The organism is Acinetobacter sp. ANC 4216, from assembly GCF_004331195.1.
Lineage (GTDB): Bacteria > Pseudomonadota > Gammaproteobacteria > Pseudomonadales > Moraxellaceae > Acinetobacter > Acinetobacter kookii.
This window is the reverse complement of record NZ_SJOC01000008.1, coordinates 19,284-31,460: the sequence shown is the minus strand read 5'-3', so window position 1 is coordinate 31,460 and position 12,177 is coordinate 19,284. Positions and strand designations below refer to the sequence as shown.

At 37.6% G+C, this 12,177-nt stretch carries 10 protein-coding genes; 2 read left to right on the top strand and 8 right to left on the bottom strand.

The window, feature by feature from the left end:
- Positions 1-16: 16 nt before the first annotated feature.
- The 8 genes from E0H88_RS07840 to E0H88_RS07805 form a co-directional block, all read right to left on the bottom strand.
- Positions 17-1,423 carry a hypothetical protein gene (locus E0H88_RS07840; protein WP_131273726.1) on the bottom strand — a complete coding sequence of 469 codons (1,407 nt, stop codon included), beginning with the start codon at positions 1,421-1,423 and terminating at the stop codon, positions 17-19.
- Positions 1,420-2,415, bottom strand: a complete 996-nt coding sequence (tssG, locus tag E0H88_RS07835) for a type VI secretion system baseplate subunit TssG (protein ID WP_131273725.1) — start codon at positions 2,413-2,415, stop codon at positions 1,420-1,422. The genes E0H88_RS07840 and tssG overlap by 4 nt, the downstream gene beginning before the upstream one ends.
- A complete protein-coding gene (tssF, locus tag E0H88_RS07830; RefSeq protein ID WP_131273724.1) occupies positions 2,379-4,187 on the bottom strand; it encodes a type VI secretion system baseplate subunit TssF in 1,809 nt (602 codons plus the stop codon). The genes tssG and tssF overlap by 37 nt, the downstream gene beginning before the upstream one ends.
- 11 nt (positions 4,188-4,198) lie before the next feature.
- Positions 4,199-4,675, bottom strand: a complete 477-nt coding sequence (gene tssE / locus E0H88_RS07825) for a type VI secretion system baseplate subunit TssE (protein ID WP_131273723.1) — start codon at positions 4,673-4,675, stop codon at positions 4,199-4,201.
- A 72-nt stretch (positions 4,676-4,747) separates the two neighbouring features.
- Entirely contained in the window at positions 4,748-5,251 is a 504-nt protein-coding gene (locus E0H88_RS07820) for an Hcp family type VI secretion system effector (protein ID WP_131273722.1), read from the bottom strand.
- A gap of 56 nt (positions 5,252-5,307) precedes the next feature.
- The gene (gene tssC, locus E0H88_RS07815; RefSeq protein WP_131273721.1) at positions 5,308-6,786 is read right to left on the bottom strand and encodes a type VI secretion system contractile sheath large subunit; all 1,479 of its coding nucleotides are present in this window, start codon (positions 6,784-6,786) and stop codon (positions 5,308-5,310) included.
- Positions 6,779-7,282, bottom strand: a complete 504-nt coding sequence (tssB, locus tag E0H88_RS07810; RefSeq protein WP_131273720.1) for a type VI secretion system contractile sheath small subunit — start codon at positions 7,280-7,282, stop codon at positions 6,779-6,781. The genes tssC and tssB overlap by 8 nt, the downstream gene beginning before the upstream one ends.
- A gap of 15 nt (positions 7,283-7,297) precedes the next feature.
- Complete coding sequence (locus E0H88_RS07805; RefSeq protein WP_131273719.1) at positions 7,298-7,996, bottom strand: hypothetical protein; 699 nt, start codon at positions 7,994-7,996, stop codon at positions 7,298-7,300.
- 378 nt (positions 7,997-8,374) lie between these two features.
- Between E0H88_RS07805 and tssH the strand changes: the two genes are divergently transcribed.
- Together tssH and tssA are read left to right on the top strand one after the other, a co-directional pair.
- Positions 8,375-11,044 (top strand): type VI secretion system ATPase TssH, encoded by a 2,670-nt coding sequence (gene tssH, locus E0H88_RS07800; protein ID WP_131273718.1) that lies wholly within the window; start codon positions 8,375-8,377, stop codon positions 11,042-11,044.
- 23 nt (positions 11,045-11,067) lie between these two features.
- A complete protein-coding gene (gene tssA / locus E0H88_RS07795) occupies positions 11,068-12,159 on the top strand; it encodes a type VI secretion system protein TssA (RefSeq protein WP_092818124.1) in 1,092 nt (363 codons plus the stop codon).
- Positions 12,160-12,177 lie beyond the last annotated feature (18 nt).

The window sequence follows — 12,177 nt, the reverse complement described above, 5'->3', positions numbered from 1 at the left end:
TAGAATTAATTTAATACTACATGGGTTTAAAAAAAGCATGGGTTAAAGCCTGGTCAGCACTGTATATCATGCTGGTCAACTCTTCAGGCAGATGCATACCCAACATAAAACCAAAAATTTTTGCGAGTTGTTGTGTATGGCCCAAAATTGGTTTTGTATAGATACAATGGTGGGGTTCAATTAAAGCGGGTAAAAATGTCTGATTATTTTTTTTAATGCTTTTGATATTCATTGCATCATCTAAAACCAGTACAAAAGGTCGTTCCTGGTGGGACTGATTTGCATGCTCAGGCATCACCTGATTGAGGCAAGTCAATAAATTGTCTACGTTGCTTGCAACTTTAAGCTGCTTGATTGCGTAAATATCATTGATCTTCACATCTTCAGCCGCCAAACACCAACTGGATGCAAATTCTGCTGGCAAATAATCATTCATCAGCCACATTTTTTCATCCAGAAATGTCTGGTCAACTTCAGAATCTACATTAATGATGAATGTAAATTCCTCACTTTGTTTTGATATTTGATGCAATAACTTAAGCCAGTCGTCGTAAGCACTTTGCTGGGCAATATAATGATGTTGCAGATGGACTTGCTGCGAAATTATTCCCAACGATTGCATAAAATTAAGCAATGTTTCCCGGCTTGAATATTCATCCCAAACATGTAATACATGGTTCGATAATAAAATATGAATATTGATTCGATTTAGACGTGACACCTGTTCAATGGAGATGTTTTGATTATCAGCAGTGTCTGGAGCATCCGAATTACTCCAGGCAGGATGCATTCGGTATTGGTAGGCCAGTTCTCTATCATAAAATAATGCTGACCGCTTTAAATGCTCAGCCACTTTCATTAAGGTTTCAGTCTGTTGTTCTAATTGTTGTTGAATTAAAGCCTTTATACGTGCTAAGCGACCTGCTTCATCTTTTTCATTCTGCTCATCATCTTCTGGCTCAAACGCTAATATATGATCAAGCGTTTGAATCCTGTAGGATAAAATAGCTAAGCCATAACTGTTTTCCAAATTATAATCTAATTCCGGCGATTTAAATTTTTTTAACCCATCAATTATTGACGCATTTTCTCCCCATGCATGGCACACGGAGGATGAAAAAACATTCAAATTGAACCATTGAATCCCTTCAACTTTTGATTCGTTACTTGTCTGTGCTTTATTTAATTGTTGTTCTAATAAGGCTTGATTTTGCTGTTTTTTACGCCGTATATGTGCCCGATAAGCCTGATAAATAAAATATGGCGCAAGTATTATTAAAGATAAAAGAATGGGTAAAATAAAAAAATATGAAACTAAATCTAGAGCCGAAGGTTCATATTGAATATCACGCCAATAATAAATAATGACTATACTTAACAATAGAAACATACTGCTGAAAATCCACAGCATCAGCTTATTCATTGTATGACTCCCAATAAGCTATAACAGGTCTCTGCATGATTTTCTGTATGTCTAGCCATTAAAAAAGCCCCTTGGGCCAAGCCATGTTCTGATTTTGAATCCAGGCAAAGCGCCTGTATATTTTCTTTTTTTAATATTAAGCGTACATCTACCATTATTGTGGGACTACACCAAGTTGAAAGTATTTTCTTTAACTTCTCACTCATTTTTTGCTTGGGTAAAAAGCTGAGATAATCCATTCTAGATAATGGACCAATCTGAATCTCTATTTTTCCGCCCAGTTGCCGAATATTTTCCCCACAAAAGGTATTTCTTCCAAGTAAACTGCCATTTAAACTTCCTAAAGTTGTTCGTTGTGCCTCTTGCAATTTGAATTTTTCGTCTACCCACTGTTTTATTGTAAATTCAGTTTTGAAAATACAGTTAAGCATGGTTTTTAAAGCGTATGCGGTATTATTTTGTCCCTGCATTAAACCTGAAAATTCAGCAAAATAATCATCTAATTCAGTCTGATTCTGTTGTGTTCTGACATAACCATTTAAAGCATGCAGGATATCCAGATAATCATTTTCCTTTTCAATTTCATACCGTATGGGTAAATGATAGTTCAAACTTGCATCAACATATTGTGCGGTCAGCTTGTGATTAAATAAGCTTAGAAAACTTAGAGTTTCTTGTCTTTGCTGACGACGGCTTTGCTTAATTTTATAAGTATAGCTATAAGGCAAAGCACCTTGTATACCGATGATCCCCATCATAAGATTAGTGATCTGTATGTACTTGTTTTCAAAAGTTAGCGATTCTATCTCAGTCACTGGAAAATGAAGATTTAAAGAACTCTGGAATTTAAAATCATTCGCCCAGTATTGGGTGATAGTTGAATGTGGCATATGGCGCAACAAACGTGTCGCCTGAATAAACTCATAAGCTGTAGGGGTGGTAAAGAGATCTTCTATTACAGAAGTTTCTTGCCACCAACGTTCTGTACGCATTGGTATAACTCCTGTTGAGTATTTGAATCACTGACCACAAGATCAACATAACTATTCATTTGAACTTTTAAATTAAAAATATGGCTTAAAATTTGGCTAAAAATATACAGGCTATGGCCTTTAAAAATTTGTGAATCTATAGCTAAATTCACTTTAATTCCACGGACAAATAAGGGAAAAGGTTGCGCTTCCACCAATTTTTGTGTCAAAGAAAAATCAATCCTTTTAATGGCTTCAATAACGAGCTGGTTTTCTTTCAATTTAGGCAAGTTATAAAGCACTAAAAGCTCTTTAATATGGCTGAGGGCATCCCCTTTCATCAGGGACAAGGTATTTAAGGATAAATGAGAGATAATGCGCCATTGTTCATTTTTATTTTGCGCAAAGTAATACGGCTTGAACGGTCGCTTTAACATAAATGCACGCCGTGCAAGGTGGTTTCCATTCAAATGCAGAACATTATTGGCCTGACTTAAAACTTCATGGGGTAAATCCCCATTACAACAGAGTAGTTGTGTACTGATAAAATCAGACTTGGTGCTATGAGGTGATAAATGTTTGGAAACAATGGAATAACGGGTTTCACCCAGATTATTCTGCAATTGTGTAGAATTCAAGCTATAAAAATAGTGCTCATTATGCTGATGATAATGGCTCATGGAAAAAAATGGAAAAATAGGAACTGTAGTCTGATCCTGATTACTTTTTTCCCGAATCATATTCATCTCGACTATTGAATAAAGCTGATAAAATTCAGGATGATGGATATCGGTGAGTAATGGATATTCTAATTGTTTATGATTTATTTTTTGCGGTTCAGCCTGCTTATAAAATAGGTTCACTACAGGCGTTGAAAACAGTTTAAAATTTGCAACATTCAGCTCAGTATAGTTACGGATACAGGCCTGATCATTTAAATTGATCTTTAAATGAATCAATATTTCAAATTCTGTATCTTCGCCTATTAAATGTTTTAAGAAATTTAAATTAAGATTGAGATAATTAAATTTTTCAGGAAAACAAAAGTATTCCAGCAGTAAACGGTAAGCATGATGGGTATGTTGATCAATCGGTAATAGACTTTCAGATTCAGCAAAGCCCATGACTGCAAATGGATTAGCAATTTCAATAATGCGATTGCCCGTGTTTAATGAAAATCCTGTACTGGCATGAAATATATTGTCCAAAACATGCAAAGGAAAATTTGCAATTGCATCTAGGTAAATCGGTAATTTCTCACTGATTAACAGTTGTTGGCTTCGTTGATAAATTTCAAAGCCTAAACTGAGCGTCGCATTCTGATTTAAATGCATGTGTGCACGAGGATGGGTTTTAAAATTCAGGCTCTTTAAAGCGATGGGTAACAATCGTACAGGCTGGGACGTGCTAAATTCACACTGTACGCCTTTAAAACTGCGTGACTTTAGCGAAGTCGCTTTAGGAATTTCATGTACTTCAGTCAGCTTTTTTATTTTATTTAAATCTTCAAAACTGACGACTGAACATGCAGGAAATGGCTTGAGATACTGAGGAAACATGACCTGGAATAATGAACGGGTAAAGACCTCATAACTGTCTGCTAGTTTTTTATCAATACGTGCAGCGACGAGTGAAAAAGCCTGAATCAGGCGTTCAATATGCGGATCGTCAATTTGTTCTTGATTGAGCGATAGACGTTGAGCAATTTTCGGATATTTCTGTGCAAATTCACGCGATTGTTGCCCAAATTCTTGTAATTGCTTTTCATAATACGGTAACAGTTCTTCAATCACAGCGAACCCACTTAAGATCTTGCAGAAATAACATAGTGTTGCGTTGTTGGTTTCAATAAAACGTCCAGAATGACCGGCTCAAATAAAGACTGTATGCTTAAATAAGCTTGAATACTTAAAGATAATGCTCCCATGTTATGACCATCGCTTAGCATGGTGACCTTAATTTGCTTAAGTCGGGGTTCATGGGCAATAATCGATTGTTGAATAGATTGACAAATTTTGTCCCGATCTGTGGGATTGGCTGTTGACAACCCCACAAAGTCAATAATCCCAAATTGCATAACAGACTGTTTTACTAAAGGAAAATCATCAATGACTCCATCCAGTAGCGACATGCGGCTATTTAATAAATCCTCCAGATCCGAGGCTACAGATTCTCGTAATTTTTGAAGTGAAATTCCACGCTCATTCTGTTCAGAATCCGCTAATAGCCGCTCAAATAAAGTGGTTTTAAAACCGTAAGGATATAATTGGTCTAAGTTCATTTTTTATTATTTAATGATGAAAAAATTATTCATAGCGACCAACGGCAGTTGGCCACTATTTGGGTCAGTACACTATGCAGCGTAAGAAGCTGTATTATTGGAAAGTGACCATTTCTTTGTTACCGCACCTTTTTGTGTACCGTTAATATCCTGCTGATTATAAGTCCATTCTACTGCAGCATATTTCAAACCAAAAGATTCGGTCGGAACCCCTTCTTCATTGACGTTTGGGGTAACGCTTGAAACAAGCACATGCTTTAACTTGATTTGAAGATATTTAATCCGCTTGTCACCATTCGCACGGTAAAAATCGATTTGAACTTCGTCAAAGGTATATCCAGCTGAACATGCTTCCCAAAGTTTTGGACTGGTTGCATCTAAATCCTTTACAAACAGCATATCTGAATGTTCGACACGTTCGGCAGTATGGCCACCTACACTTGAAGATGTCGCTGATTTAGGTTGACGGATATTGTGTGCCCAAGAATTTACTTCTAGCCAGTCTTTGTGTTCGGAGTCGCGAGATTCACCATCAACTTTATATTTGCCACGAAATTGGACGTATATATCTTTCATTCTTTTAATTTTCCTGTTTTATTTTTAAATTATTATAAAATTGCGCTCTAATTCAGTTAATTAGAGGACTGAGGTAACTCAGTAACAAGTCGCAAAGAAACCGACAACTCATCCAACTGAAAATGTGGCCGTAAAAAAACCACAGATTTGTAGTGCCCAGGTTGAGCTGGGTTCTCTACAACTTTTACCGAAGCTTCGCGAAGCGGATACTGTGCTTTCGCCTCTTGCGATGCACCATCATCCAACAAAACATATTGCGACAGCCATTCATTTAAAAATGCTTCCACATTGCCGGCAGAGGCAAAACTCCCCACTTTGTCGCGCATCATGGCTTTTAAATAATGCGCAATACGTGAAACAGCCATAATATATTGAATCTGACTCGATAAAGCAGAATTGGCATTTGCACTATCGCTGTCATATTTTTTCGGTTTTTGAGTCGATTGTGCACCAAAGAAAACGGCATAATCAGTATTTTTGCAGTGCACTAACGAGATAAATCCTAAATCACTGAGTTCTTTTTCACGACGGTCAGTAATGGCAATTTCAGTGGGACATTTGAATACCACTTCACCATCATTGGTCTTAAACGTATGCACCGGCAGACCTTCAACCAGGCCTCCTCCTTCCACACCACGAATGGCAGCGCACCAGCCATACATATCAAAAGCATTGGTTAAACGCGTCGCAAATGCATAAGCTGAGTTCATCCATAAATATTCAGCATGATTCTGGCCAGTCACTTCTTCTATAAAGTTAAAACCTTCTATAACCGTTCCATCTTTGGGATGATATGGCAGCCGTCCTAATACACGCGGCATAGTCAATGCAACATAACGCGCATCATCACTTTCGCGGAATGAACGCCACTGCACATATTCAGCAGTTTCAAAAATTTTAGAAACATCACGCGGGCGATCAATATCGGTAAAAGACTCTAGCCCCAGCATGCTAGAGCTGGCTGCAGAAATAAAAGGTGCATGTGCCGCTGCAGCAACATGGGAAATTTGTTCCAATAAATACAAATCCGTTGGCGTACGGTCGAATTCAAAGTCACCGACTAATGTGGCATAAGGTGCACCACCAAAGGAGCCATATTCTTCCTCGTATATTTTTTTAAATAAAGTGCTTTGATCAAAATCTGTTGAACCTTGAAAATCTTTAACCAGTTCTTTTTTACTGGTATTCAGCATTCGAATTTTAATTAAAGAATGAGATGGTGTTTCCTGGCAGAAATAGTACAAGCCACGCCAGGTGGATTCAATTTTTTGAAATTGCTCATGATGAATAACTTTGCTTAACTGTTTTGAAATTAAGGCATCAATTTCTGCAATTCGCTTATCGATTGACAAGGTCATATTTTCGGAAACGGTTATGGTTCCAGTCATGACTTCTTTGGCCAATTCACCAATCAGGCTTTTTGCGCGTTCATGTTCTTCATCATTACGGGCTATACGGCTTTGCTCAACAATTGAATCCAGTAAGGTAAATTCTTTCACATCTGTAGAGATGGCAGCAGCATGTAAATTATTCATGTTCTGCCTCCATGCGTAACTTCCGAACCTGGTCTGTATTTTTTAAAATTTCTTCCAGCAAATCTTCAAGACATTCATTATTTGAAATCTTGTTACGCAAATCGGTTAAACGCTCTCGTGCTTCAACCAATTTCCGTAAGGGATCGACTTGTTGTACGATATTTTCTGGACGAAAATCTTGCATTGAATTAAAGGTTAAATCTACGGACATGTGTCCACCTTCTTCGGTCAAGGTATTCTCAACCTGAAAAGCCGCACGAGGTGCCAGCGATTGCATCACCTCATCAATGTTGTCCAAATCCACATTGATAAATTTTTTATCTTTTAATTTGGTCTTTTCTAATTCGGAGGCAGCTGAAAAGTCACCTAATACCCCAATCACAAAAGGTAACTCTTTGATTTCTTTGCCATCGCCAACTTCAACATCATAAGTCAGTTGTACACGTGGCGGACGAATACGTTGTAATTTCTTTTGTACACTTTCACGTTTAGCCATGAAGACTATCCTATTTTAGTTCTTATTAAATGAAGCAAATGGGCTTGAACCCAAAGTTATGGAGTTGTTACTTTGAAGTTTTGTGGTGGCGGTTGTATTTCGTGCAGATGCTTTTGTGACTCTGCTCTGCAAATTGACGTCACGGCTTAACGAGCTGGTTTTTCCAGCGGTACGATTCGATAAACCATTACGTTTCATCCGTTGTTTTAACCTGATCGTGTTGACAGTGACAGCTTTAGAATTGGATGTATCAGGTTCAGGTAATGCGATCTGAATATGATCAGACAATTTTTTTGCTGCAGGATACGTACTTTCCGCATTCAGATAACGCATTTCATGATTACGCATATACTGTAAATTACTTTCGGCAATCCCTACCCCGGCCAGAAAAGCAACATCAGTCAACTCTCTACGCTGAAAATTTTGTTGACGCAACTCCTCGACCCATTGCAAAGCTTTCAGATTTTTACCCATGGCTTGAAATCTTTGGGCAGCCTGAATTGATAATTCATTTTTTAATTGCATATTTTTCTTACTTTTTCTATCGCATAGTTGACGATAAATATTGAGTAAGTCTGGATCGGTTTCGTCACGAACCACAGGATAATCCTGAATGCAGGATTTTTTGAGTTCAAGAATTTTTTCGCTCGCGAAAGTGAATGGACTGACCGATAGCATGACCAGCAAAGGTACAAAAAACTTATATTTATTCAAAAGATGCCTCTAATTGTTCTAGTTATAAATGTAATTATTAGTATATGTTTAAGTAAATTAAATGATTTTAAAATTTTTAATTCATTATTTTGACTTTTTATCCATGCGCAGATTTAACAAAAAACAACCATCAAAAGTCAACAGTGATTAAATATAAAACAATACTTTTTATTGTTATTTAATGTAAAAAATACAAAAAACAGCATATATTTTTTTAATTTTATAAAAAATATGTGTATGATGTGCTCATTGCTTTTATATAAAACAATAACAAACCATTGTTTTTAAAAAATAAAAATACAAAATATAAAAAACAGGAAATTTCAGTAGATAAGTAAAAATAAAAACTGAAGTTCTTTTACAGATGTTGAGTTTGATATGAATAATTTAAAAATTTTGATTACAAAATTATCTTCTTGTGCCCGTATAGCCCTGGAAAAATCGGCCAATAGCTGCATAGCTCAACAAAATTATGAAATTGAAATTGAACACATATTTTTAGAAATTCTACATAATCACGCAACGCATGATATTCAGCTGTTATTGGAAAACTACAAAATATCGCGCCATGAACTAATAAATGATTTAAAGAAAAGTATTACACAATTACCTAAAGGTAATACACGTACTCCTATTTTCGCAAAATCAATTGTGCGTTTATTGGAACAGGCCTGGTTATTAGCGTCGGCAGCACAAAAGCCCCAGATTCGAACGGGTCACCTCCTGGTGGCATTATTAACTGCTTCTGATCTTTATCAAATCGCTGTTCGTGCTTCCTGCTTATTTGAATTGTTTCCAATAAATCAGATGAAACATAGATTTTTAGAAGTATGTACACAGAGTATTGAACAAGTATGGGAACAAAATTCCGCTTCTTCCCCAGATACCATAAAAACTGTACAGTTATCTGAACAGGGACTCAAAACCCCAGCTTTAGATCAGTACACCATTGATTTAACTGAAAAGGCAAAAAAAGGTGCAATTGATCCAGTGATTGGCCGTGAGTTTGAAATTCGCTTAATGCTGGATATTTTAATGCGCCGTCGTCAAAACAATCCCATTTTAACGGGTGATCCCGGGGTCGGTAAAACTGCTGTAGTGGAAGGTTTTGCAGTTAAAATTGCCAATGATCAGGTTCCAGATGCTTTAAAAAATGTTCATTTACATATGCTGGATATGGGTCTTTTACAGGCAGGTGCCAGTGTCAAAGGTGAATTTGAAAATCGACTAAAACAGGTCATTCAGGAAGTTCAAAATTCTAGTCACCCCATTATTTTATTTATTGATGAAGCACATAGCTTAATTGGTGCAGGTGGTCAGGCTGGACAAAATGATGCAGCGAATCTACTTAAACCAGCGCTTGCACGTGGTGAATTACGTACCATTGCAGCTACAACTTGGACTGAATATAAACAGTTTTTCGAAAAAGATGCGGCCCTGAGTCGTCGCTTTCAGGTCGTTAAGGTGGAAGAACCCACAGAGGCAGTGGCCATTGATATGCTTCGCGCCATGATTCCTGTAATGACCCAACATTTTAATGTACAAATTGATGATGAAGCCATTGTCACAGCAGTACATAGTTCTCATCGATATATCAGTGGGCGTCAACTTCCAGATAAAGCCATCAGTGTGCTGGATACGGCAGCTGCCCGAGTGGCTTTAACTCAAAATGCCCAGCCTGTTAAGTTAGATCAGTTACAGGCACAATGGCATAACCTGAATCTGGAACAGGATATCTTGGAAAAAGAACAGCAAAATATGCCTATTCATCATGAGCGAATCTTGCAGTTAAAAGCAGAAATTTCTGAATTAGCCGGGAAAATCAGTGATACGCAAGCCCAGTGGCAAAATGAACTGCAACTGGTAAACAGGATTAAAGAACGAAAACAACAAAATGTTACAAGTCAGTCACATACAGATATTGCTCAATATCGTGAAGCACTGGCTCAGCTTCAAGGCACAACTCCGCTTGTTTTTGAACGGGTAAATGCGCAGATGATTCATGAAATTATTTCTGACTGGACCGGAATTCCTGTAGGAAAAATGGCCAATGATGAAATTAAGCAAATTTTGACTTTAAAAGATAAGCTTTCTTTGAGAGTTATGGGTCAGGAGGATGCCTTAAACCAGCTGGTTCAGGGGATCAAAACCTCTAAAGCAAAACTGGGAGATCCGAATAAACCTCAGGGCGTATTTTTAATGGTCGGTCCAAGCGGTGTCGGTAAAACAGAAACAGCTTTGGCACTTGCCAATGAATTATATGGTGGAGAATCTCATCTAATTACTATTAACATGTCTGAATACCAGGAAGCTCATACGGTTTCTGCATTGAAAGGTGCTCCTCCCGGCTATGTGGGATATGGTCAAGGCGGGATTCTAACTGAAGCAGTACGACGAAATCCTTATAGTGTGGTCTTGCTCGATGAGATTGAAAAGGCACATGGCGATGCCCAGGAATTGTTTTATCAGGTCTTTGATAAAGGCATGCTTGAAGATGGCGAAGGTCGTTTAATTGATTTTAAAAATACCACGATCCTGTTGACGTCCAATGTCGGCTCCAATGTCATTATGCAAGCCTGCTTAAACTCTACAGTGGAGACCTGGCCCACAGCAGAACAATTAACAGAACACTTAAAGCCAAGTTTATATCAACAGTTTAAACCGGCATTTTTAGGTCGTATGCGTATTGTGCCGTACTTACCTCTGCACGATGAATTACTGCTACGCATCATCAGACATAAATTGGAAAAAATTACTGCACGTCTAGAACAACAATACACCACTACAGTTAGCTATAGTGAAGGCTTGATTGATCTATTGCTCAGCCGTTGTACCGAAGTTGATAGTGGTGCACGTAATGTGGATGACATCCTCAATTCATCAATATTGCCAGCTTTGGCCACACAAATTTTGCTCGGTTTGGCGGAACAAAAAATACCACGACACATCTTGATAGATGTTCAAGAGAATGACATATCTTATCAAATCGATCCGGTAATCAAAGCCGAAAAAAACGTAATAAAAAGCCCCAGTTTTACTGAAGCATAATTAAAAAAACCAGAAGGCAAAACATGAGTTTAGAACTGGAAAAATTATTAAGAGCAATTTCAGAAGCCGTCCCATGCGGGATGGATTGTTCTTTTTCCAATGAGTTTCATGCCATTAAAAAAGCACGAACTCAGGATGATTTACTTTTAGAACAAGGTGATTGGATTGCAGAACCGAAACTAGCCGATTGGAGTTTTGTAAATGAAAAATCCACTGAACTACTGACGGAAAAAACGAAAGATATTCGGTTATATACCTGGCTCGTTGAAGCCTGGTCCCATCTGTACGGGTTTGACGGAGTAGCCAAAGGTTTAGAATTAACCCAACGTAGCTTAAGCAATTTCTGGTTATTTTTATACCCGAAAATTGAAGAGGATGATTTAGATCAACGTCTGGGCCTGTTGCAAGGACTGATTAATCAACTGCCCAAGTTGATTAAGAATATACCCATGATAAATATTTCACCTTTTTATTCTTTAATTGACTATGAGGGTTTATTACATCAACAGAATTTACACCGTATGCATAGCGAAGAAAACAGCGATGTTGATCCTGCTGCCACACTGGAGCAATTGGAACAGGCATTATTAAGCACACCAAAATCTTTGCAATATCAAAATTATCAGGCTTTTTTAGAAATTTTGAATCAGTGGAATATTTTAAAGGAAGTGTTAGATAGCTTAATGGGTTTGGATGCTCCAAGTTTTGCAGCTATTGACGCTCAACTGGAATCTATTCATGGCAGCCTGAAAAAGGTTTACAAAACAGATGCTTTGGGTTCAGTACTCATGACGGGTCCATCAACTTCTATAACTGGCATGATCGCTTCACCTAAAACCTTACACACAGCAATTGATCCCACAATAGCCATAACCAGTGCACAAAAATTTCAGCCACACGCGCAGAGTCATTTAGCAAATCGTGAACAAGCCATGCAGCTTTTACAAGATATTGCCGATTATTTCCAGATGAATGAACCACATAGTCCAGTCAGCTATCTGCTACAAAAAACGATTAAATGGAACCAGATGCCTTTACATGAATGGCTGAGTCAGGTGATTAAAAACGACAATCCTTTAGAAACAGTACATGAACTTTTGGGTGTGCAAAAATAATCCTCATAACACAAATAA